19 protein-coding genes are annotated in these 24,736 nt (G+C 35.2%); 12 read left to right on the plus strand and 7 right to left on the minus strand.

Annotated features, from left to right (window positions below):
- The first annotated feature begins 36 nt into the window (after positions 1 to 36).
- Together ACFINL_RS03495 and prfB are read left to right on the plus strand one after the other, a co-directional pair.
- Positions 37 to 2,502 carry a penicillin-binding protein 1A gene (locus tag ACFINL_RS03495; RefSeq protein ID WP_375650256.1) on the plus strand — a complete coding sequence of 822 codons (2,466 nt, stop codon included), beginning with the start codon at positions 37 to 39 and terminating at the stop codon, positions 2,500 to 2,502.
- 170 nt (positions 2,503 to 2,672) lie between these two features.
- Positions 2,673 to 3,801 (plus strand): peptide chain release factor 2 gene (gene prfB / locus ACFINL_RS03500; protein WP_375650261.1). Its coding sequence is split into 2 segments (ribosomal slippage): positions 2,673 to 2,741 and positions 2,743 to 3,801, totalling 1,128 coding nucleotides; the frame shifts between segments, so codons are not numbered across the junction.
- Positions 3,802 to 4,139: 338 nt separating this feature from the next.
- Here the strand turns inward: prfB and ACFINL_RS03505 are convergent.
- The 3 genes from ACFINL_RS03505 to ACFINL_RS03515 all read right to left on the minus strand — a co-directional run bounded on the left by ACFINL_RS03505 (position 4,140) and on the right by ACFINL_RS03515 (position 7,073).
- Positions 4,140 to 4,625, minus strand: coding sequence for a peroxiredoxin (locus tag ACFINL_RS03505; RefSeq protein WP_375646714.1), 486 nt, complete (start codon positions 4,623 to 4,625; stop codon positions 4,140 to 4,142).
- 190 nt (positions 4,626 to 4,815) lie between these two features.
- Positions 4,816 to 6,069: a tyrosine--tRNA ligase gene (tyrS, locus tag ACFINL_RS03510; RefSeq protein ID WP_375650266.1), complete on the minus strand. Its 1,254-nt coding sequence runs from the start codon at positions 6,067 to 6,069 to the stop codon at positions 4,816 to 4,818.
- A 323-nt stretch (positions 6,070 to 6,392) separates the two neighbouring features.
- Entirely contained in the window at positions 6,393 to 7,073 is a 681-nt protein-coding gene (locus tag ACFINL_RS03515; RefSeq protein WP_375611896.1) for an alpha/beta hydrolase, read from the minus strand.
- A gap of 160 nt (positions 7,074 to 7,233) precedes the next feature.
- Between ACFINL_RS03515 and ACFINL_RS03520 the strand changes: the two genes are divergently transcribed.
- The 9 genes from ACFINL_RS03520 to ACFINL_RS03560 all read left to right on the plus strand — a co-directional run bounded on the left by ACFINL_RS03520 (position 7,234) and on the right by ACFINL_RS03560 (position 19,715).
- Complete coding sequence (locus tag ACFINL_RS03520; protein ID WP_375650269.1) at positions 7,234 to 8,409, plus strand: cysteine desulfurase family protein; 1,176 nt, start codon at positions 7,234 to 7,236, stop codon at positions 8,407 to 8,409.
- 139 nt (positions 8,410 to 8,548) lie between these two features.
- Complete coding sequence (gene sufB, locus ACFINL_RS03525; protein ID WP_375611898.1) at positions 8,549 to 10,060, plus strand: Fe-S cluster assembly protein SufB; 1,512 nt, start codon at positions 8,549 to 8,551, stop codon at positions 10,058 to 10,060.
- A 159-nt stretch (positions 10,061 to 10,219) separates the two neighbouring features.
- The gene (gene sufC, locus ACFINL_RS03530; RefSeq protein WP_375611899.1) at positions 10,220 to 10,975 is read left to right on the plus strand and encodes a Fe-S cluster assembly ATPase SufC; all 756 of its coding nucleotides are present in this window, start codon (positions 10,220 to 10,222) and stop codon (positions 10,973 to 10,975) included.
- Between the two features lie 11 nt (positions 10,976 to 10,986).
- Positions 10,987 to 12,249, plus strand: coding sequence for a Fe-S cluster assembly protein SufD (gene sufD, locus ACFINL_RS03535; RefSeq protein WP_375611953.1), 1,263 nt, complete (start codon positions 10,987 to 10,989; stop codon positions 12,247 to 12,249).
- Positions 12,250 to 12,259: 10 nt separating this feature from the next.
- Entirely contained in the window at positions 12,260 to 13,504 is a 1,245-nt protein-coding gene (locus ACFINL_RS03540; protein ID WP_375628099.1) for a cysteine desulfurase, read from the plus strand.
- Positions 13,497 to 13,898: an SUF system Fe-S cluster assembly protein gene (locus ACFINL_RS03545; protein ID WP_273787976.1), complete on the plus strand. Its 402-nt coding sequence runs from the start codon at positions 13,497 to 13,499 to the stop codon at positions 13,896 to 13,898. The genes ACFINL_RS03540 and ACFINL_RS03545 overlap by 8 nt, the downstream gene beginning before the upstream one ends.
- An 83-nt stretch (positions 13,899 to 13,981) precedes the next feature.
- Positions 13,982 to 15,622 carry a site-specific DNA-methyltransferase gene (locus ACFINL_RS03550; protein WP_375650276.1) on the plus strand — a complete coding sequence of 547 codons (1,641 nt, stop codon included), beginning with the start codon at positions 13,982 to 13,984 and terminating at the stop codon, positions 15,620 to 15,622.
- Between the two features lie 22 nt (positions 15,623 to 15,644).
- Positions 15,645 to 18,398, plus strand: a complete 2,754-nt coding sequence (locus ACFINL_RS03555) for a DEAD/DEAH box helicase (protein WP_375650280.1) — start codon at positions 15,645 to 15,647, stop codon at positions 18,396 to 18,398.
- 378 nt (positions 18,399 to 18,776) lie between these two features.
- The gene (locus tag ACFINL_RS03560) at positions 18,777 to 19,715 is read left to right on the plus strand and encodes a COG2958 family protein (RefSeq protein ID WP_375650285.1); all 939 of its coding nucleotides are present in this window, start codon (positions 18,777 to 18,779) and stop codon (positions 19,713 to 19,715) included.
- 643 nt (positions 19,716 to 20,358) lie between these two features.
- Here ACFINL_RS03560 and sodC read toward each other — a convergent pair.
- From sodC to ACFINL_RS03580, 4 genes are all read right to left on the minus strand, one after another.
- On the minus strand, positions 20,359 to 20,886 hold the full coding sequence (gene sodC, locus ACFINL_RS03565) for a superoxide dismutase [Cu-Zn] SodC (protein ID WP_375632234.1): 528 nt from the start codon (positions 20,884 to 20,886) through the stop codon (positions 20,359 to 20,361).
- A 454-nt stretch (positions 20,887 to 21,340) separates the two neighbouring features.
- A complete protein-coding gene (locus tag ACFINL_RS03570) occupies positions 21,341 to 21,649 on the minus strand; it encodes a hypothetical protein (RefSeq protein ID WP_375611906.1) in 309 nt (102 codons plus the stop codon).
- The gene (locus tag ACFINL_RS03575; protein WP_375611907.1) at positions 21,642 to 21,986 is read right to left on the minus strand and encodes a hypothetical protein; all 345 of its coding nucleotides are present in this window, start codon (positions 21,984 to 21,986) and stop codon (positions 21,642 to 21,644) included. Before ACFINL_RS03575 ends, ACFINL_RS03570 begins: the two co-directional genes overlap by 8 nt.
- A gap of 510 nt (positions 21,987 to 22,496) precedes the next feature.
- Positions 22,497 to 23,723 (minus strand): UbiH/UbiF family hydroxylase, encoded by a 1,227-nt coding sequence (locus tag ACFINL_RS03580; RefSeq protein ID WP_375650287.1) that lies wholly within the window; start codon positions 23,721 to 23,723, stop codon positions 22,497 to 22,499.
- A 185-nt stretch (positions 23,724 to 23,908) separates the two neighbouring features.
- Between ACFINL_RS03580 and pcsA the strand changes: the two genes are divergently transcribed.
- Positions 23,909 to 24,727 carry a phosphatidylcholine synthase gene (gene pcsA / locus ACFINL_RS03585; RefSeq protein WP_375650291.1) on the plus strand — a complete coding sequence of 273 codons (819 nt, stop codon included), beginning with the start codon at positions 23,909 to 23,911 and terminating at the stop codon, positions 24,725 to 24,727.
- Positions 24,728 to 24,736: the final 9 nt, after the last annotated feature.

The raw sequence follows: 24,736 nt of genomic DNA on the forward strand, positions 1-24,736 counted from the left end.
CTTTAATTAATTCTTAAGAAAGCGATAGCCGTTTTTATGATGATTTTTTTAAGATATCTTCTTCGTTTTTTTATTGCTATTGGACTTTATGGTGCAATAACGTGGGGTGTTATGACCAGTGGTCAAGCAAATGCACTCCCTGATTATGAAGTTCTTTCACTTTATGAGCCGCCGGTAATGACCCGTGTCCATGCTTCTGATGGCCGTCTTATGGCAGAGTTTGCAACAAAACATCGCCTCTATTTACCGATTCAATCAATACCAAAGCTTGTTATAAATGCTTTCATTTCGGCTGAAGACAAAAACTTTTATCATCATTTTGGTTTAGATCCTGAAGGACTTTCTCGAGCTTTGATCAATAATATTCGTAATATTGGTTCTGGAAGACGTCCAGAGGGTGCATCAACTATAACGCAACAAGTCGCTAAAAACTTCCTTTTAAGTTCAGAAACAACGTTAGAACGTAAATTTAAGGAAGCTATTTTAGCAATGCGTATTGAGAAAACTTATTCAAAAGATCATATTCTCGAACTTTATCTCAATGAAATTTATCTGGGTCGTGGCACTTATGGTATAGCAGCTGCTTCTTTGACTTATTTCAATAAATCCGTCAATGACCTGACGCTAGAACAATGTGCTTATTTGGCTGCTCTTCCAAAAGGACCAGCAAATTATGATCCATTTAAGAATACACAACGTGCTATTGATCGGCGTAATTGGGTTATAGACCGGATGATTGCAAATGGATATGTAACGCGTGAACAAGGTGAAAAAGCGAAAGCTAAACCTTTAGGAGCGACAATCCGTGGGAGTGATAGCTATGTTTTTGCAGCTGATTATTTTACTGAAGAAGTACGGCGTCGTTTAATACATCGCTATGGGGCTAAAACACTTTATGAAGGTGGGCTTTCCATTCGTACAACGCTTGATCCGCATTTACAACTTATTGCGCGACGTGCTTTGCACGATGGATTAATTAGATTTGATCATGCGCAAGGATGGCGTGGAGCTTATGCGCATATTGATGAGAAAGGTGATTGGGGGGCAGAACTTGCAGATATCATAGGGCTAAGTGATGTTCCTGAATGGCGTTTAGCTGTTGTTCTTTCTACTAATCCCAACAAAGTAGAGATTGGTTTACAGCCACAGCGCGAAGCTTCAGGTATATTATCAAAAAAACGGGAAATTGCTGTTTTATCTGAAGCTAATTCAAAATGGGCACTCCATGTTGTAAAAGAAAATGGTTATCGAAAAACTGTTCAGAATTTATCTCATGTTCTGCAAGTTGGGGATGTCATTTTTGTTGAAAAACTATCCAATACAAACAACACTTATCGTTTACAACAAATTCCAAAGGTTGAAGGTGCAATTGTTGCTATGGAACCTCATACAGGGCGCGTTCTTGCTATGGTGGGAGGATTTTCTTTTGCCGCATCTGAATTCAATCGTGCAACCCAAGCTTACCGCCAACCGGGGTCTGCTTTTAAGCCTTTTGTTTATGCAGCAGCTCTTGATAACGGATATACACCAGCATCCGTTGTTTTAGATGGCCCCATTGAAGTTCGTCAATATAATGGTGAAGTTTGGCAACCCAAAAATTATGGGGGTACCTTTGCAGGACCTTCAACGTTGCGTTATGGTATTGAGCGTTCTCGTAATCTTATGACAATACGGCTTGCCAATGATATGGGAATGCCTCTTGTCGCTGAATATGCAGAACGCTTTGGGATCGTAGATAAATTGCAGCCTTATCTTCCCATGGCTTTAGGGGCTGGCGAAACAACAGTATTACGAATGGTTACAGCTTATTCCGTTATTGCCAATGGCGGACGCTCTATTAAACCTTCTCTGATAGACAGAATTCAAGATCGTTATGGGAAGACAATTTATCGTCATGATGATCGTATTTGCGAAAATTGTAATACGAATTCATGGAATAATCAAAGTGAACCCACATTGATTGATGAGCGAGATCAAGTTCTTGACCCTATGACGGCTTATCAAATTACATCGATGATGGAAGGGGTTGTTCAGCGTGGTACTGCGGCACGTTTACGTTATCTTAATCGACATATTGCCGCTAAAACAGGAACAACCAATGACTCTAAGGATGTCTGGTTTATGGGATTTACTCCTGACATTGTCGTCGGTATTTTTGTCGGTTATGATCAACCAGCTCCGTTAGGATATAATGGAACAGGAAGTTCATTAGCTGCACCTATTTTTGGTGATTTTATGGCAGATGCTCTTAAAGGGAAGCCAGATGTTCCCTTTAAGATGCCAAAAGGTATGATTTTAATGCCAATTAATCGGAAAACAGGAATGCTTGCCGAAAGAGGAGATCAAGATGTCATTATAGAAGCATTTAAACCAGGGACTGGGCCTGCTGATATATATCAAGTTATTGGGAGTACAAATTCTTTTCAAGAAGGTGTTCCTGCAGTAACGACTTCTCCACAAGTCAACAAAGCACTTGAAAGTGGGACAGGTGGGCTGTATTAATCGACAAAATCTCCTTTTGCCATGAGTCATGGTTTTTATCTCTTTTTTACAATGTCGGTTCTATAAATAGAGTGATAGAATTGTACCATTTTCTGATAGCAGCTATTAAATTTGTATAAAATGCTAAGAGACACAACCAAAAAGAGTTTTTAAAAATACGGTGTTAAATTATGCGAGCAGAAATAGAAACATTAGTTGATGAAATCCAGAAAGCAATACAATTGCTAAGGGGGCATCTTTGACTGGGATCAATCACTAAAGCGTCTTGAATATCTTAATCAAAAAGCGGAAGATCCATCATTATGGGATGATGCACAACGAGCACAGGATATGATGCGTGAGCGTCAACGTCTCGATGATTCAATCAATGGTCTTTTATCATTTACAAAAACACTTGAAGAATGCATTGAGCTTATTGCGATGGGCGAAGAAGAAAGTGATGTGGAAATTATCGCTGATGCAGAAAGATCAATACGTAATCTTAAAAATGAGATAGATAAAAGGCAAATTGACGTACTTCTTTCAGGAGAGGCAGATCCGAATGATACCTATTTAGAAGTTCATGCTGGAGCAGGGGGAACAGAAAGCCAAGATTGGGCTTCTATGCTCTTACGTATGTATATGCGATGGGCTGAACAGCATGAAATGAAGGTTGAAATTTTAGAAGTTCATGATGGAGAAGAAGCAGGAATAAAGTCAGCGACTATTCTTGTAAAAGGGCATAATGCTTATGGAATGTTAAAAACAGAATCAGGCGTTCATCGCTTAGTGCGGATTTCTCCATTTGATTCGAATGCAAAGCGCCATACTTCTTTTGCGAGCATTTGGGTCTATCCAGTTATTGATGACAATATTGAAGTTGATGTTTCAGAGGCAGATGTGCGTATTGATACATATCGTGCATCTGGAGCAGGAGGACAACATGTTAACACAACAGATTCTGCTGTTCGCATCACACATATAAAAACGGGTATTGTTGTTCAATGTCAAACAGAGCGTTCTCAACATAAAAATCGCGCTACGGCTTGGTCGATGTTGCGTGCACGGCTTTATGAAGAAGAGCTTAAAAAAAGAGAAGAAGAAACCAATGCTGCTGAATCTTCTAAAACAGAAATCGGATGGGGACATCAAATTAGATCTTATGTTCTTCAACCCTATCAGCTTGTCAAAGATTTGCGTACAGGAATTGAAAATACGGATCCACAATCCGTACTTAATGGTAATTTAGATGCATTTATAGAGGCAGCACTCGCACGGCGCATTTATGGACAAGACAAAAAAATTGAGGATATTCGTTAATTATATATCCTTCCTTCAAGCCATATAGATTTTTTCTTAAGCTGTTCGTTTTATGGATGCTGTGATGTTATATAGCCTTTGATACTTTAAAGGTTTAAAGGGGGATTTTCTTGTTCCTTTCTTCAATTTTTTCTCACACGCTAATTCTGCTTATGATATTGCAAGTGATAGGAAGAATCTGAAATCAGAAAATTTTGCGATATTCGGGGGACTAATATAAATGTAAAACAATTCATTATCCTTATAAATCAATATATTGTAAAAATCGAATCCGTTGAAAAACTAAAATCAATTAGGGAGAATAACTTTTGCTTTTGAAGGTAAATCAAACACTCAATTTACAAGTTACCATTATGATATAAAAGTGTTGCAGTAGCTAAAACATTTTCAGCATGCCCAGATACGCTTACTTTGCGCCATTCTTCTGCTATTATTCCATTTGCATCAATTAAAAAAGTGCTCCGTTCAACTCCCATATATTTGCGTCCATACATGCTTTTCTCAACCCAAACACCATAAGCTTCGAGGGTCGTTTTTTCTTCATCAGAAACCAAGATGACATCAAGTTCATGTTTTATTTTAAATTTATCATGTTTTTTTACATTATCTGGAGAGATTCCAATAACAGCAACACCGATTTCATCAAATTTCATCTTTAATTTTGTGAAATCAAGTGCTTCACTTGTGCAACCACTGGTGTCATCTTTGGGATAAAAATATAAAACAACAGGCTTTCCTTTAAAGTCAGAAAGACACACTGTCTCTCCTCCATCGCGCGGCAAAGTAAAATCAGGAGCAAGAGCACCTTTCATTGGTCTTGTCATTGTTTTCATCTTTCTTTTTTGTGTAACAGGTATAAGATATCAGAGTACACAGAAGAAAAGAACTATTCAACTCTCTAGAATTTTATCGTTTTGAAGAGACTTTTATTTCCCTAACAAAATTCGCCCTATCACAACGATTGAATTGAAAGAACAAGCTCGACGTGAACAACATAAACAAAACAGCAAAAGATTATATTGGTTTCATCACAACATGTTTTTTCTTACCAAAAGAAAGTTTAATGGTTCCTTCTGCACTGACATCCCCTTCAATAATAAGATGTGTTTCATCCTTTATTATTTGATCATTTACACGGACACCTCCACCTTGAACGTGTCGGCGTGCCTCACTATTAGATCTAGCGAGTCCTGCTTGTACTAAAAGAGTGAGCAATCCAACACCTTTTTTTAATTCTGAGGCATTAATTTCAACAGTTGGAAGATTTTCTCCCAGAGTTTTTTCTTCAAACGTCTTGCGAGCCGTTTCTGCTGCTGCATCAGCAAGAACACGTCCATGCAACATTGCTGTAATTTCTGTTGCAAGAATTTTTTTTGCTTCGTTAATTTCAGTTCCTTGTAATAGAGAAAGTTTAAGAATCTCATCCATTGGCAATGGAGTATAGAGCTTTAGAAATCGTGTTACATCAGCATCTTCTGTATTGCGCCAGTATTGCCAAAATTGATAAGGTGAAAGTTTATCCGCATTTAGCCATACAGCCCCATTCAATGATTTACCCATTTTGGCACCGGAAGAGGTTGTCAGCAATGGTGATGTTAACGCATATAATTGCGGTGTTCCTAAACGATGTCCTAATTCGATTCCGTTAATAATGTTGCCCCACTGATCAGAGCCCCCCATTTGCATACGCAACCCATAACGTTTATAAAGTTCAACAAAGTCATAAGCTTGCAGAATCATATAATTAAACTCTAAGAATGACAAAGAGTGCTCACGCTCAAGTCTGAGTCTGACAGAATCAAATGACAACATACGGTTGACAGAAAAATGCTTTCCTACATCACGCAAAAATTCTAAGTAGTTTAAATTGCATAACCATTCAGCATTATTCACAATACAAGCATCGGTTTCTCGGTCACCGAATGTCAAATAGTTAGCAAATACCTTTTTAATACCATCAATATTTGTAGCAATATCATCTTGTGTCAGAAGACGTCGTGCTTCGTCTTTGAAGGAAGGATCACCAATCAATCCGGTCCCTCCGCCCATTAAAGCAATGGGGCGATGACCCGTTTTTTGTAACCAATAAAGCATCATAATCTGAAGAAGACTTCCAGCATGTAAACTCGATGCTGTTGGATCAAATCCAGTATAAGCGCTTACAGTTTCTTTTGAAAAAAGATCATCTAAGCCTTTTTCATCTGAAATTTGGTGGATAAAACCACGTTCGCTCATAATGTGTAAAAAATCAGATTTAAAGGCAAACACAGATTTAATTTCCTAATTTAAGAGTGCATTTATTGTATATAATAGGCGATTATATAACGAATTATTAATGCGTTATCTATCATAACTGACGCACACCTCACAAGAGAAAGAGACATATTGGTAATATAAAGATAATAATACAGGTATTATTATCTTTATACGCTAAAAAAGAGACTTCTTAGTAATAGAAAAAAGGTATGCTGTTATTCTCATTTCTATCCTGAAATAAAATTTAGAAAAGTTTTAAATGCAGACTAAAAAAATTACTTTGTTATGATCAGAGACAATTTTTGCTAATTTTTTTATAAATCTATCGTATTTTCCTAAGTTAGTGAAAGTATTTCAGGAGGAGGAGCGAGAAGTTCATTGGAGATATGGTTATCCAAATAGTGGGTACATCGCTCAATAAGTTTTTCATGACATCCACTGAAAAAGTGATTAGCTTCTTCCAATATTTCTTGTGTGATGATGATACCTTTTTGTGTTTTTAATTTATCGACAAGTATTTGAACATCTTTTGGAGGGGAAACTTTATCGATACCGCCATGAATGATAAGTCCAGAAGAGGGACAAGGTGCAAGAAATGAAAAGTCATAAACATTAGGCTGAGGGGCAACTGAGATAAATCCCTCAATTTCTGGTCGGCGCATTAAAAGCTGCATACCAATCCATGCTCCAAATGAGTATCCTGCTACCCAACAATTTTTAGAATCTGGATGTTGTGTTTGAACCCAATCGAGAGCAGCAGCAGCATCTGAAAGTTCTCCTATTCCATAATCAAATTCACCCTGACTACGACCAATACCACGAAAGTTAAAACGTAAAGTTGTAAAGCCACGTTGTTGGAACATATAAAAGAGGTCATAGACAATTTTATGATTCATAGTTCCACCAAATTGGGGATGAGGATGCAAAATGATCGCAATGGGTGCATTTTTTTGTTGTGAAGGTTGATAACGCCCTTCGAGCCGACCCGCGGGACCGTTAAAAATAATTTCTGGCATAAAATGCTCCTTAATGCAATAAAGGACTCTCTTTGACCCTAGTCGACTTTTACCATAGAATCTCTTAAATAATTATTAGATATTCTTTTTTTAGTGCACTTTTCAAGAAAAATGCGCTATTTTTTCAATCAATTCATAAGATTAATGATTGCGATGTAAAATGGTTATAAAACGCCGATATTTTGATCATAACGCAACAACACCGCTCAAAAAAGTGGCACGGATGGCGTTACTGGAATCTTTAGAGATATTTGGTAATCCATCATCGGTTCATAAGGAAGGGCGTGCCGCTAAAACTTTGTTGCAAAAGGCCCGTCGGCAAATCGCTGAAAATCTGAAAACAGATCCAGATCACGTGGTATTTACCTCTGGTGCGAGTGAAGCTGCAATGACTTTGTTAACACCCTTTTACAATATGGGGAAAGCAAAAGTTAAATTTTCTCACCTTTACCTTGGAGCGACTGAACATCCCTCTGTTGCAGAGGGAGGACGTTTTTCTAAAGAGTTGATAAGCGTCATTGATGTTGATCAAGATGGGCTCATACAACAAGATAAATTAACATCACTCTTAACGGTTCACGATAAAACAAAAGGTTTACCTCTTGTTGCTATTCAAGCTGCAAATAGTGAAACGGGTGTTATTCAACCGTTAACAGAAATCGCCGCTATTGTTCGGGATTTAGGAGGCACTCTTATAGTTGATTTAACACAATATGTAGATAAAAATTTTGTGGATATTCATCAGCTAGGAGGAGACTTTTTTATACTGTCTGCACATAAAGTTGGCGGTCCTAAAGGAATCGGTGCTTTTGTTTCATGTGGTAATCTTCTCATGCCACACCCTCTTATTATTGGGGGAGGACAAGAAAAAGGTCTCCGTGGAGGAACAGAAGCATTGCCCCTTATTGCTGCTTTTGGGGCAGCAATGACTGATTGCTTCACACAGGAGGAAATAAAACAGTTAATATATTTACGCAATAAATTAGAAGCTGGACTACAAAAAATAAGTAAAAATGTTGATATTTTTGGCAAAAGAGTTCAACGTTTGCCAAATACAACTTACTTTACCGTGAAAAATATAAAAGCTGAAACGATGCAAATTGCTTTTGATTTAGAAGGGTTTTCTTTATCATCCGGCTCTGCTTGTTCTTCAGGAAAAGTAAAACAAAGCAAAGTGTTGGAGGCAATGGGGTATCATGTTCCAAATGGTGCCATTCGCATTTCGCTAGGACGTGGCACAACTTCTGAAGATATTGATGATTTTCTGTCGTTTTTTTCTCAAATTATAAGCAGGAAAAAAGGGGAAGATTCATCATCAGAAAGTTATAAAAATTAGAATTATTTTAAAAATAAAATAAGTTTGATTGAAATTTTTGCGCTTTACCTATAGCCTAGGAGATAACTTGCTTACTTTAATCTTGTAAAAAACAAGACTTTAGTTACCGGTTTTTGACGCCAAAAAATGGAGAAAATTGATGCCGGCAGTACAAGAAACGATACGCCAAGTACGTGAAATAGATGTTGACCAATATAAATATGGTTTTGAAACCAATATTGAAACCGATAAAGCTCCAAAAGGCTTAAATGAGGATATTATTAAATTTATTTCCGCTAAAAAAAATGAGCCTGAATGGATGCTAACATGGCGCTTAAAAGCTTACCGCCGTTGGCTGACAATGCAAGAGCCTCATTGGGCGCGTCTTGAATATCCTAAAATTGATTTTCAGGAGCTTTATTATTATGCTGCTCCCAAAAATCATACAGGACCAAAATCTTTGGATGAAGTGGATCCTGAGTTATTAGCAACGTACGAAAAACTTGGCATTCCCCTTAAAGAACAAGAGATTTTGGCAGGAGTAAGAAAACAGTCTGATCCCTCCACTTTTGATGACAGTATGTCTGTATCGGGGCAGGTGGCTGTTGATGCAGTCTTTGATTCTGTTTCTGTTGTAACAACATTCAAAAAAGAGCTGGCACGCGCCGGTGTGATTTTTTGTTCTATTTCAGAGGCGATTATTGAACATTCTGAGCTTATTAAAGAATATTTAGGAACAGTTGTACCTATAAGTGATAATTATTATGCGGCCTTAAATGCTGCTGTCTTTACAGATGGTTCATTTGTTTATATTCCCAAAGGGGTTCGTTGTCCTATGGAGCTTTCAACTTATTTTAGGATTAATGAACGCAACACTGGCCAATTTGAACGAACATTGATTATTGCCGCTGAAGATTCCTATGTTTCTTATCTTGAAGGGTGTACAGCACCCCAACGTGATGAAAACCAACTTCATGCTGCTGTTGTTGAGCTTATTGCCCTTGAAAATGCAGAGATTAAATATTCTACAGTACAAAACTGGTATCCTGGCGATAAAGATGGCAAGGGCGGTATTTATAATTTTGTGACGAAGCGTGGAGATTGTCGAGGTGATAGCTCTAAAATTTCATGGACACAAGTTGAAACCGGTTCTGCGATTACTTGGAAATATCCATCCTGCTTACTCCGTGGTAACAATGCGCGTGGAGAATTTTATTCTATTGCTGTTGCAAACGGTTATCAACAAATTGATTCTGGTACAAAAATGATTCATTTGGGAGAGAATACATCCAGTCGCATTATTTCCAAAGGTATTTCTGCAGGTTTTTCAAATAACACTTATCGGGGACAAGTCACAGCGCATCGAAAAGCACAAAATGCGCGTAACTTTACGCAATGTGATAGTTTGTTAATCGGAAATGATTGTGGTGCGCATACAGTTCCTTATATTGAAGCAAAAAATGCAACAGCTCAGTTTGAACATGAAGCCACAACATCAAAAATTTCTGATGACCAACTTTTTTATGTTATGCAAAGAGGAATTCCGGAAGAAGAAGCTATCGCATTAATTGTAAATGGTTTTGTAAAAGAGGTCATTCAAAAACTTCCCATGGAATTTGCTGTCGAAGCACAAAAGCTTATTAGTATTAGCCTTGAAGGTAGTGTTGGATAATTTTATTTAATTAGATAAATAGAAGACTTTATGTAAAAAGGCTGTAACGGTAGCACATAATGCTAAAAATGACCTCTATGGTAATTACAAAAGTAGATGGATGCTAAGATAAAATAATACGCATTGATATCTGAAAAACAGCCAAAACAGGATTAAATTATGTTAGAGATCAAAAATTTGTACGCCCGTATTGCTGAAACCGATACAGAAATTATTCGTGGTTTAAACTTGACAGTTCAAGATGGAGAAGTTGCCGCTATCATGGGACAAAATGGAGCCGGAAAATCAACTTTATCTTATTTGCTTGCTGGTCGTGATGATTATGAAATAACAGAAGGAGATATTCTCTATAATGGACAATCACTTTTAGAAATGGATCCAGCAGAACGTGCTGCATATGGTGTTTTTCTTGCATTTCAATATCCAATGGAAATACCAGGGGTAGCAACAATGGAATTTTTAAAAGTTGCGATGAATTCTCAACGCAAAGCGCGAGGTGACGAAGAACTTAAAATTCCTGAATTTATAAAATGTGTTAAAGAAGTTTCAGCCAAACTTGAAATAGATATGGATATGCTAAAGCGTCCATTAAATGTAGGTTTTTCAGGTGGAGAAAAAAAACGCGCTGAAATTTTACAAATGGCACTTCTTGAACCTACACTATGCATTTTAGATGAAACGGATTCTGGCTTAGATATTGATGCACTAAAAATTGTTGCAGATGGTGTTAATAAACTTCGGGATTCAAAACGTTCATTTTTGGTGATTACCCATTATCAACGGCTGCTTAATTATATTATTCCTGATACGGTACATGTTCTTTATAAAGGACAAATTATCAAAAGCGGTGATAAATCCTTAGCGCTTTATTTAGAGGAAAATGGGTATGCTGATCTTATTAGGGAAGCGGTTTGAGGTTATTAAATATGAATGCACAGCAAAACTTGTTAGCGGTTGAAGAAAATATACTCAGTAATTTTAATCAGTATGTAAACCACTTACCTGGTGATAAAGCTGTACAGGAAATCCGCAAGAAAACTATTGAGCAGTTTCAAACGACACGGCTTCCTTCCCGTAAAATCGAAAGTTGGCATTATACCAATCTGCGTACCTTACTGAAGTCTATTAGCAATTTTTCAAAAGTTCAAGACAATCAATTGGTTGATGCATTGCTTTCAGAAAGTGCTGTTTTCTCCATAAACAATGGAAAAACATCGATAGAGTCAAAGGTAGACAACATTGCAGTAAAACGCCTTTCAGACGCATTAGAAGATAATTCTGTACAGATAAATCAAAACATTTCTGATGAAGATTTTATTGGACAGTTAAATACAGCATTTGTTACAGATGGTTGGCTTTTTCACATCCCTGAAAATACAAAGTTAAATATCCCCATTGAATTACAAAATATACAAATGGGGGGACAATCTCATATTTTTTCGGATATAAAAGTTGATAAAAATAGTCAAGTTATGTTTATTGAACATCAGGTTGGCAATGATAAAGATACCTTTGTCAGTTCAATATTTTCATTAAATGTTGCTGCTGATAGTGATGTTACGTGGATTCTCATTCGCAATCGTGATTTTAATTCTACACAATTTGGTCGATTTTGTGCTGTTCTTGATCAAAGAGCGAAGTTATCACTTTATGTCATTAATATAGGGAGTCAATTAAATCGCCAAGAAATCGATATTGAATTACAGGGAGAAGAATCTGATTTTCAATTACGCGTCATAAATTTATTATCAGGACAAACACATAGTGATCTTACAATGACTGTTCGTCACGTGGAAGAAAAATCAACATCAACCGAAATTATACGCAATGTGGTTACAGATAAGGCTGTTGGTGTTTTCCAAGGAATAATACGTGTTTCTCAAAAAGCGCAAAAAACAGATGCACGCATGGCTTGTAATAGCCTTATTCTTTCAGATGATGCAGAATTTAATGCAAAGCCTGAACTGGAGATTTTTGCTGATGATGTTGCATGTGGTCATGGTGCAACAGTTGCTAATATTAATCATGATTATCTTTTTTATCTTATGACACGTGGTATCCCATTTAAAACGGCGCGAGCACTTTTGATTAAAGGATTTATCTCTGAGCTCATTGATGACATCAAGCAAGATAATATTCAAATCGTTTTGGAGAATATCATTAGTAAATGGCTTGAAAAAAATGTTTAAGGTAGAAAAAATGGAAAATAACGTACAAACATTTACTTATAATGTCGAAGAAATTCGGCGTGATTTTCCTATTTTGCACCATCAAGTTTATGGAAAGCGATTAGCATATCTTGATAGTAGTGCTTCTGCCCAAAAACCAATGTCAGTACTCAATGCAATGAATAATTATTATCACTATAGTTATGCTAATGTGCATAGGGGAATGTATTTTTTAGCCAATATAGCAACACAATCCTATGAAAATTCTCGTGAAACCGTTCGTGTTTTTCTAAATGCTCAAAAAGCTGAAGAAATTGTTTTTACGAAAAATGCAACAGAAGCTATTAATACTGTTGCTTATGGTTGGGCGATGCCAAAACTCAAGGAAGGTGATGAGATTGTTCTAACGATCATGGAACATCATTCAAATATTATTCCTTGGCATTTTCTCCGTGAACAAAAAGGTGTTAAACTTATTTTTGTTCCTGTCGATGAAAATGGTGTTCTGCACATTGAAGATTTCCAAAAGGCTTTAAGCGAAAAAACGCGGCTTGTTGCTATAACGCATATGTCCAATATATTAGGAACTGTGCCTCCTGTTAAAGAGATTATTAAACTAGCACATCAAAATTCTATTCCTGTTCTTGTTGATGGTTCTCAAGGAGCAGTACATTTAACCGTTGATGTGCAAGATCTCAATTGTGATTGGTATGTCTTTACAGGTCATAAGCTTTATGGACCCACTGGTATTGGTGTTTTGTATGGTAAAGAAGATAGGTTAGAAGAAATGCGTCCTTTTCAAGGGGGAGGGGAAATGATCGAGGAGGTAACAACCGATAAGGTTTTTTATAATGCTCCTCCTTACCGTTTTGAAGCAGGCACTCCTCCTATCGTTGAAGCTATTGGATTAACTGCGGCTATTGATTATATACAAGAGAAAGGTCGTAGCACGATTCATGCCCATGAGAGATCCCTTTTAGCTTATGCGCAGGAAAAACTTAAAATGGTTGAGTCATTGCGTATTTATGGTCATTCTCCCAATAAAGGAGCTATTATATCATTTACAATTGAAGGGATTCACGCCCATGATATCGCTATGTTTATTGATAGAAAAGGGGTTGCGATACGTGCGGGAACTCATTGTGCACAGCCTTTATTACAGCGCTTTGGTCTAACATCTATTTGCCGCGCATCGTTAGCCATGTATAACACTCAAGAGGATATAGATCAATTAGTAGAAGCATTGCAAGAAACAAGGACATTTTTTAATGGCTGAATCAATTGAAGAGCGTCATTCTACAGAATCCGTTGAAACTGTAAGCGAAAATAAAAAATCTTACATATCAGCAATTCCAGCAGACGAAATTGATCGTATGACAAATGATATTATTGCTGCTCTCAAAACAGTTTATGACCCAGAGATTCCTGCTGATATTTATGAGCTAGGACTGATTTATCGTATTGATATTGAAGATGATCGTTCAGTAAAAATTGAAATGACTCTTACAGCACCGGGATGTCCTGTTGCAGGTGAAATGCCGGGGTGGGTAGAAAATGCAGTCAGTGCAGTTGAAGGGGTTTCGTATGTTGAAGTCACTATGACTTTTGATCCACCATGGACACCTGATTGTATGTCAGAAGAAGCTCAAATTGCTGTCGGATGGTACTAAAAGTATTGTTAAGAGACTCTAATTTAGCCATTCATGAATAAGCTGTTTACTTTTCACAAGCATTTGAATTTAAGGACGATCGCATGAGTTATAATAAACAAAAACTAGAACTCATTTGGATTGGAAAAGAAAAACGCCCAAAACTAGAGCCTCGTATCTTATTAGAAGATCTTGAAAAATCTTATCACGCTTCGCATCAAATATCATCCCAAGATATTTTTGATAATAAACTTATTTTTGGTGATAATTTGCTCGCGCTCAAAGCGCTTGAGAAAGAATATACGGGGAAGGTAAAATGTATCTATATCGATCCACCTTATAATACAGGCAATGCTTTTGAACATTATGAAGATGGTTTAGAGCATTCCATATGGCTAAGTCTTATGAGAGATAGGCTAGAATTGTTACATCATTTACTGGCGGATGATGGAAGTATCTGGATTTCCATTGATGATGATGAACAAGCTTATCTTAAAGTGATGATGGATGAAATTTTTGGTCGCCAAAATTTCATCAACAACATTATTTGGCAAAAAAAATTTGCTCCGCAGAATGATGCAAAGTGGCTTTCAGACAATCATGATTTCGTGATAGTTTATGCCAAAGATAAAACGATTTGGCGCCCTCAATTGCTTCCTCGTTCAAGCGATATGGATGCGCGCTATAAAAATCCTGATAATGATCCGCGTGGGTTATGGCAGTCTGGAGATTTGTCCGTAAAAAGAGTAACGCCTAAGGATATTTATGAAATCATCACACCTTCTGGACGCAAGGTGATGCCTCCTAATGGTAGAAGTTGGGCTATAAATGAAAAAAAATTCTTTGAATTATTGAAAGATAATCGTATTTGGTTTGGAACAGATAATAATGGAGTGCCACGTATTAAGCGTTTTTTATCAGAAGTAAAAAATGGTATGGTTTCAATGACGATTTGGCCCTACACAGAAGTGGGACACAACCAAGATGCCAAAAGAGAAGTCAAAATTTTTAATTCTGATAGTGTCTTTACAACTCCTAAACCGGAACGTTTAATGGAACGCATTATTCAACTTGCCACTAATCCCGGTGATCTTGTACTGGATTCTTTTGCTGGTTCTGGCACAACCGGTGCTGTTGCCCATAAAATGGGAAGGAAGTGGATTATGATTGAACTTGGTGAGCATTGTCACACCCACATTATCCCTCGTTTAAAACAAGTCATTGATGGAACTGATCAAGGGGGAATTTCCAAAAGTGTCAATTGGCAAGGTGGCGGTGGATTCCGTTATTATCGCCTTGCACCTTCTCTGTTGCAAAAGGATCCATGGGGACAATGGATTATTAGTCGCGAATATAATGCTGCGATGCTTTCAGAAGCAATGTGCAAACATATGGGATTTACCTATGCACCTGATGAAAATCATTATTGGATGCAAGGGTATTCAACCGAAACAGATTATATTTATGTCACAACAAGCGCTATGACCCATGAACAACTCCGTATAATGAGTGAAGAGGTAGGCTCTCATCGCACGTTGCTGATTTGTGGTACAGCCTTTGATACAAAATCAGCATCCTTTGAAAATCTGACACTCACTAAAATCCCCCGTGCAATATTAGAAAAATGCGAATGGGGAAGGGACGATTACAGTTTAAATGTAGCCAATCTTGAACCAGTGATTGTGGTAAAAGAAAACAGCAAAAATAAAGATATTGCGCAAGCAGAATTAGATTTATTTGAATAATATATAAAAAGCGGAGTTTTTCATGAACACTGTTGAACAAAGGATTTCTGCTCGCTTATCGTTGCGTGATCCTCAACGTGAATCTTTAAATATTTTGGTAAAAATCTTAGAAAATATAGAGCTTTCTAAAAATGCTGATTTGGTTGCAGAGTTAGAAGTGATAAAAAATCTTTATCCTTCTGTACAAGATTTTGAACGAAATTTTCCCTCTTTTTGTTTTGCCTTAGCAACGGGTGTTGGGAAAACGCGACTTATGGGGGCTTTTATCAGCTATCTTTATTTAACAGGTCATAGTCGCCATTTTTTTGTTTTAGCGCCAAATTTGACTATTTATGAAAAGTTAAAACAGGATTTTAGTCCCCAAAGTCCGAAGTATGTTTTCAGTGGAATGAGTGAATTTATTGCCAATAGACCCGTTATTATTACAGGTGAAGATTATGAAAGTGGTAAAGGTATTCGCGTTGATGAACACCATATTCAAGGACAAAAGCGTTTGTTTGAGAATAGAGATACGGCCTTTATCAATATTTTTAATATTTCTAAAATTAATACAACGGATAATAAAAAAGGCGCACTAAAATCTAGTATTCCGCGAATTAAACGCTTACAAGAAACGATTGGTGAAAGTTATTTTGATTATCTCGCAAATCTTCCTGATTTAGTTTTGTTAATGGATGAAGCACATCGTTATCGAGCTTCTGCTGGTGCGGCAGCAATTAATGAGTTAAAACCTGTTTTAGGAATAGAGCTTACAGCGACACCAAAAACAATAGGTGCAAAACCCGTAGATTTTAAAAATGTTGTCTATAGTTATTCACTTGCAGAGGCTATGAGAGATGGTTTTGTAAAAGAGCCTGCTGTTGCTACACGTAAAGATTTTCAACCTCAAAATTATACATCTGAACAATTAGAACATATCAAATTACAAGATGCAATTCATGCCCATGAAAACGTGAAAGCAGATTTAATTGTCTATGCAAAAGATTATAACAAAAAGTTCGTTAAGCCTTTTATTTTAGTTGTCGCTCAAGATACAAATCATGCACAGAAATTGCGTGATTTATTGGAATCAGATGATTTTTTTGCAGGAGCTTATAAGGGAAAAGTTATAGAGATTCATACAAAACAGTCGAATATAGAAGAAGATCAAAATATTCAAAAGCTGATTGCAATTGAAGATTCTCATGACCCAACAGAAATTGTTATTCACGTTAATAAATTAAAGGAGGGGTGGGATGTTACGAATCTCTATACTATTGTACCGTTGCGTGCATCGGCTTCAGAAATTTTAACAGAGCAAACAATTGGGCGTGGATTGCGTTTGCCTTATGGGTATAGAACAGGCGTGGAAGCTATTGATCGTTTAACAATTATTGCGCATGATCGTTTTCAAGATATTATTGATCGTGCAAACGATCCAAACTCAATTATAAAAAAGCATATTGAGATTGGAACAGGAGGGAATATCCCCTTTGAAAAGACCGATATAGTGACAGTTCCAAGTCAAGTAGAAGCTTTATTGATGCAAACGATGGTAATACGTAATTCCGATATAAATGGAGCATCTTCTGATTTACAAGGTATCATATTACGTCATACAGATTCCCCTACATTAACACCTGAAGAGCAAGATATTGCAGCGATCGCGTGGGATCTTATCAAAGAGAATGATAAATTGCCAAGTTCTCAAATGCTTTGTTCTGCACAGATACAAGAAAAAATTGCTAATAAAGTTATGAATATTAAGCCTTCATCACAAAAGTCTCTTGTATCAAAAGTGGTGACAATTCTGACAAAACAATTAACAGAACTGATAATAGATATTCCAAATATTATACTCATTCCTTCGCGTGATGTTACTTATGGTTTTTATGATTTTGATTTGGAAAATTTAGAAAACTTAAATTTTCAACCTGTTAGTAAAGAACTTTTAATTCGAGAATTGCGTACCCATAAAAGCATTTTTCTCACATCTAAGAATGAATATGTCAAAGAGCCTTATCTTGAAAACTACATCATTCGTGGTTTGATTGATAATGACTTTGTCGATTATGATAACCATACGCTCTTATTACGAAAATTAGCTAGTCAGATAGTAGAACATTTCCGATCTTATTTACCCAATGATACAGCTGTTGAGAACGTATTAATTCACTATCAGCACAAGCTTACTAGTTTTATTGTTGCGCAATTAAGAGAACATCAATGGGAAACGCAAAAAGATTATGCGGTTAAAGTTACACGAGGTTTTACAACTTTACAACCTATCCATTATGTGTTGCCGCAAGGGACGTCTCCTCTTGACTTTCGTAATATTCCTGCCATTAAAAGCGATATTAAAAAACTTGTATTCAGCGGCTTTAGAAAATGCTGTTATCCTTTACAAAAGTTTGATTCAGTAGAAGGGGAATTACGATTTGCTCAAATATTAGAGGATGATGCACAAGTCTTGAAATGGATGAAACCCGCTCGAGGTTTTTTCAGAATAGAATATGATAAAGGATCAATCTATGAACCAGACTTTGTTGTAGAAACGAAGGATGCCAAATATCTTTGTGAGCCTAAAAAAGCCTCTGAAATGCAAAATCCTATTGTTTTAAAAAAGAGAGAAGCTGCAGTTCAATGGTGTTGTCATGCAACGCGCTATGCGGCGACTTATGGCGATAAAAAATGGTATTATGTTCTTATTCCCCATGATGCTATTAAAGCAAATAGTAGTTTTGAAGGTTTGTGTGCAGAGTTTACCATTTCAGAATCTATACTTGAGAGCTTATAACTTTTTGCTTCAAAAATAAAACACATAAGTTTTTTAATTGACGGGTGTGAGGTTTAATCAAATGTTTGAATAATTATTTTTAACTTTTTTCTAACGACGTTAAAATAAAAAGAAAAATGTATAGAAAAGTTATACAAGATTATGCTTTTGTATGGGGATTTGTAGCACATTTACACTTTTTTATAAAAGTACAATCTTATTTTCATTATGTAAAAAAATCTTTGAGTTTATAGTCATAAATTAAAAAAAATATTTTAATTTTATTGAGTAATTTGATAAATGTTCTTTTTTTAAAAAACTTAAACAGTTTATTGTTCTTTCATTTAAAACGCCTGAATATAATGAAATACCCAGAGGATAAAAGGGGGAGTTTTTCATATGACTTTAAATTTAACAAACACTGTTTTTAATTTTTTAAAGAAAAACCCGACAAAAAAGTTTACAGCTCGAGAAATTGCTCAATGGATATTTGAAAATTACCCAGAAAAATGCCGTCAAAAACAAAAGAATTCAACGGCAATAATCACTCCCCTTAATAGTGATGCGGCTCTTATTCAGCAAATTGTTGCTGAAATAGGGGCAAAACGCCCTCAGTTACAAAAGCGTTATTCAGAAATTAAAACCACTGAAGGACGACCGAGACAATATTATTTTACTGAACAAACAGATAGTGCTGAAATTGATGCAATAGAGGACAATGCAAAGAGTAGAACAGAAGATGGCTCTGTTAAAGAGCATGATCTTTATCCATTATTATCTAAATTTTTATGGTCAGAGCTTGCAGTTTATAGAAAGCGCATTAATGAGAAATGTTCTCGTAATAAACATGGTGCAGGCGGAAATAAATGGCTTTATCCAGATCTCGTAGGGATGCAAGATTTAAGCAAGGAATGGAATCGTGAAATCAAAGCCTGTATTTTGCAATATTTTGATAAAAAGACAAAGCTTTGGTCTTTTGAAGTAAAAATTCTCATCAATCGTTCAAATTTACGAAAAGCATTTTTTCAAACAGTTAGTAATTCTTCATGGGCTAATTTGAGTTATTTAGTTGCTAGTGAAATTGAAGGAGTTGATACATTAAAAGAGCTTCGGATGCTTTCAAGTTTGCATGGAATTGGATTTATAAGACTTAATAAGGAAAACTCTTCCGAGAGTGAGATCTTAATTCCTGCCAAAGAACGTAGTGATATTGATTGGGATACTGCTAATAGATTAGTGGAGGAAAACGAAGATTTTCTTGATTATATTAAGCTCATTCGTCAATTTTATCAAACTGGTGAGATGCGTCCTCTAGATTGGGATCATATGTATCTATGAGGGGTATTTTTAAAAAGACTCTATTGTTTAAAAGCTTTTTTTCAGAATGATGAAAATTACTCTAACTATTTTATTTGTCTTATTATATTGGTATAATGTGTTGATTTACTAATGATAATTAGTCTTTAAACTTAAATGAGGGGAATGAATATCCTAGTATTCAATCCTTTCAAACCATCTCATATTGATATTGTATCAATTAAAATTTTTCTCACGTACCTCATGAGTAGGGTTGAGTAGGGGAAGAGTAAAAATTCTGTTTTAAGCCTGTTCTATTTTGTGCATTGAGCGTGATTCCATTAAATACTAGACTTAATGATTATAATTTATTATAAATTTGCTATTATAGAGGGTGAAATTCGACTTTTTTGCTTTGTTTACATCAAGCATGGAAAATATTACTTCCTCATATTGAAGTCTTCTTACGGAGAATTTACACTACTATTTCTTTAATTTCCATTGCTGTTCGTTTTGATGATTACTAAGCTTTTTGTTATCCGAAGTAAACATTCAAAAAAACATTAATTTTATAAAATATTCACACAGTTTACTCAATTTCTTGAAATAGATTTAAAAAATAAATTTCTCTCACACCTTATGGTAAAGGGAGTGTGTACTGTCGCAGTCTGCCACAATACACTCTTTATTTTTCAATAATACCGCACGCTAAACGTGCACCACCTCCGCCAAGCGGTAATGGTTTATCTGATTGATTATCAGCCCCTAAATGAATGACTAAAGAGCGCCCTTTAATTTCAGAGATTTTTTTTAATCGTGGAGCAAGAACGCTCATTATGGCATATCCCTGCTTATCAACATAAAGTGCTGGTAAATCACCAAGATGACCATTGACATTATAAGGTCCTAAATGTTTTCCGGTATGTTCCGGATCATAATGTCCACCTGCGCTTCCACCAATTATGCCATCTTTTGTATCACATGAAGGATTTACATGTACATGAAAACCATGCATTCCTTCTGATAAAGTAGATAAATTAGGGATGAAAATCAAACCGTATGTGGTTTCTTCAATTTTAATGCTACCAATAGCCTTTTTGGAATTGTTATATTCTAATTTATAAATATTTACTTGTTTTGATAGTGCTAATGCAGAATTTTTATGAATTAAAAATGCCATAAAAAACAATAATGATAATAATATTTTTTTCATAAAATACCTTTATACTTATATTTTAATATATTGTTGTCTATAAATAACAATCTATATTAATGATATATTATATAAATGTCTTAAATTTAACTTTAAGAAAAATAATTTACATAGAAATATTCTGTTATTAGAAAGAGCAAATAAATTAAAGTGTGTTTATATATATTTCTGAACATAACTTTTATTTTTTGATCTATAAAAAATACAGCTTTTATGGATGGATAATTATATCTCACTTACATTTCTTCAAGAGATGCTTTTAAAAAATCTACTTTTTGAGGTATAATAAGAAATTAAATAAGGAATTTTAGTAAGTTAGCTATTATTTCATTTACAATATGATGATCGTTTCATCAAAAAAAGAACATATAATTTGTTGATGATTTAATTGTTTTTCATAGAAAAAATGACGAGAAATTTCTATTCATTATGAAATTTATAAGAGAAAAAATTATTATGATTCATATAAATTTCCCAATAAAATACAGCATATACCGACACTCCCTCCCATTCCTGATCCTATCAGTGCTCCTATTATTATTCCGGAAGAAAGTGCTACTCCTATACCCATTGCGATAACTGGACCAAATCCTGGAAGAGCAATATAACCATAAGCTGCAAGAGTTGCCGCGATAGCTCCTGATATGCTACCATTTAAACCGCCAATGAAAGAAAATTCTTTAATAGAATGGCAGTACTTTTTTAATTTTTTTTTCTTACAGCTGTGAAAAGAAACGTTGCTGTAAGTTTTTAAATCAATCATATTCTTTTCTTTCATTTTGAATGCTAACTGTTCCTGAATAGTCAACGGATACGAAAAAATGGGACTTTTTAAATTTTACTAAAGCACGCCAGATACCATTGTCATCTAAGCGCAATCGTTTAATATTCTCAAAACCATTTTGCATAAGACAATTTTTAACTTGTGAAGCAGTAAATGAGTTCTGACCTATTTTAGTGACCTTTTGAGTAGAGCTATAGGTAAAGGTTTGACAATAAGGAAGGTGAAAAACTTCACTTATTGAAGTCGTGACTATCAACGAGACACATGCAATCATTATAAAAAAAGTACTTAATTTCAAAAAATTATTTAGTGTCATCTTGTTACCATTTGTTGAAACAACACTTCATTAACCTCTGTGTTACTAACAGGTTCCAAAGATGATTTTATTTTTAATATTATACTTAACAATAAAAATTTTTGAAAATATATTGATTAAATAAAACTGTTTTTATTTATTTTCTTATTAAAATTAATTTAATAAAATAAATTTTTCAAAACGGTATTATTTTTCATTTTATTTATATTTCTAAATTTAACAGCTATGATTTAGCAAGATATCTTTATAATTTAATTTGTAGTCTATAATTCAGTTTTCTCTTATTTCATATCAACATACTAAATAATATAATAATTTTTAATAAAAAATAATTTACAGTTATATTAATTAAACATGTTATTATTATAAATAAATCAATAAATATAATTAATTATTTTAATATAATTTGTTACTTCTTAGAAAGAACAAAAATATTTTTTTACATCAGTAATAGATATGATTCAAAATACAATTTATTATTTTTTATCTTACGTTATTATTCATTATTGCTTAGTAGAGCTGTTTTGATGATTTTGTTGGAAATATTTGCATAATTTCCTTGAATCCATAACCGGGATACATTCCTTCGCGCATAAATAAATTACGTAATGGTGGGAAACTATGCAACAAACCAAGCCCAATGCTTCGTATGATATGAACAGGCAACATATGAGAAAGTAGAGCAGAGTTCAGTGTATGAACAGCTCCACTTCGGATTAATATATCTGGTTTGCGGCATTTGTTATAATGTGCAACAATCATTTCAGAGTTAGAATTGGATATTTTATTGGGTAAAATATCAATTAAAGTTTGGACATCACGGAATCCTAAATTCAATCCCTGTGCCCCAATAGGGGGAAAAACATGAGCGGCTTCACCCACTAAAATTGTTCGATTAGCAGCAAAATGATGAGAAAGAAGTCCGAAAAGCGGCCATGCTTGAATTGATGTTTCTAAGCTTAGCTTTCCAAGCATTGATTGCATTTGGTTTTCGATCATTTTTGCAATTGTTTTTGGTTCTATATTTAATAATTCCTCAGCGCGGGAAGGATGAACAACCCATACAAGACTAGATCTTCGTCCTAGTAGTGGAACCTGTGTAAATGGACCGTGTTCTGTATGAAATTCAGTTGATGTATTTTGATGAGAAAACTCATGAGAAAAGTTGAGAACAAGTGCTTTTTGTGGATAATTCCACTGTTTCACACTTATCCCTGCTGCGGCACGTGTAAGAGAGTGACGTCCATCAGCTGCAACAACAAGTGGTGCTTGAATAATTCTATGATCAGCAAGAGTAATGCATACATGGTTTTTTGTGTGATGAACAGATTTGGCTGCAGAAACAAATCTTGTAATATTGGGCGTATGTGTAACAGCGTCGACTAAAGCACTGTTCAATTTTACATTAGGTATATTATAGCCAAAAGCTTTTTCGCCAATTTCAGTAGAAGAAAAATGCACCGTAGGAGCATGCACAATTCTAGAAGTTATATCTATAATTCTCATGGACGATAAAGCAGCTGCATGTTTTTGAAGATTATCCCAAATATTGAGTTTTTGAAGCGTGCGTATTGCGGGCATCATAAGAGCCGTTGTCCGTAACTCATCTGTATGAGCAGGGGGTCCAACAAGAAAAACAGAAAGCCCCTTCTGTGCAAGACTCAGCGCGGCTAACATTCCGACAGGACCTGCACCAATAACAGCAATATCTTTATGCTCTTCCTTTTCAAATATCACAACGATTTGAACCTTTATTCATTGAGAAAATATTTTAACATTTCCAAATGATCTCTCTCTTTTTATTATATGAAGCTCTTCTATTATTATAGTATGTAATAAATAATGCGATATAAAAAAGTAACCTTTTTATGATTTTTTTAAATGCTGAGTTATATCATCGTTAAAAAATGGCGTATTGATAGATGGTTGAAGACTTTAAAAACGAGGATAAGAAAACCTTGAAACGTAAATTAACAAAGAAAATCAAAACAAATGCTAAATTATTACGCCATAAAAAAGTAACAATGCCACAAGCAAAGGCCTTTTCCGTTCATTTACTAACAGCTTCGGGATCATTTTTAGCGTTTCTTTCTCTTATATCAGCCTCTCAAAAAGAATGGACAGCTATGTTCTGTTGGCTTGGGCTTGCTCTTCTCGTTGATGGTATAGATGGACCAATTGCACGCAAACTTGATGTTAAGTACGTTCTTCCAACATGGTCTGGAGAGCTGTTAGATAATATTATTGATTACGTGACTTATGTCTTAATTCCTGCCTTTGCACTCTATCAAAGTGGTTTCATGGGGGTAGGGTTATCATTTTCATTGAGTGCAATTATTGTTATTTCATCTGCTATTTATTATGCAGATACTAGTATGAAAACCAAAGAAAACTTTTTTAAAGGATTTCCTGTTGTTTGGAATATGATGATTTTTACGCTTTTTGTCGTCAGACCAGGAGAGTGGATTACTTTTATCATTATTGTTCTATCGGCGATTATATCTTTTTTGCCAATTTATTTTATTCATCCAGTAAGAGTACTTCGTTTACGTAGAATTAATTTTCCCATTTTTCTCTTATGGTGTTTTTTTGGTGTTTCTGCCTTCTTTTATCAACTAGAGGCTCCCTATTGGGTTAAAATAGGAATTTCGGTAACAGGAATTTATATATATTGTATTGGCGCAATCATGCAAATATTTCCTAAACTTGGGGCAAAAAGTATAAAAAAAACAATGAAATAATTGTTTTAA

Origin of the sequence: Bartonella sp. AA78NXGY (assembly GCF_042197005.1) — a bacterium.
Lineage (GTDB): Bacteria > Pseudomonadota > Alphaproteobacteria > Rhizobiales > Rhizobiaceae > Bartonella.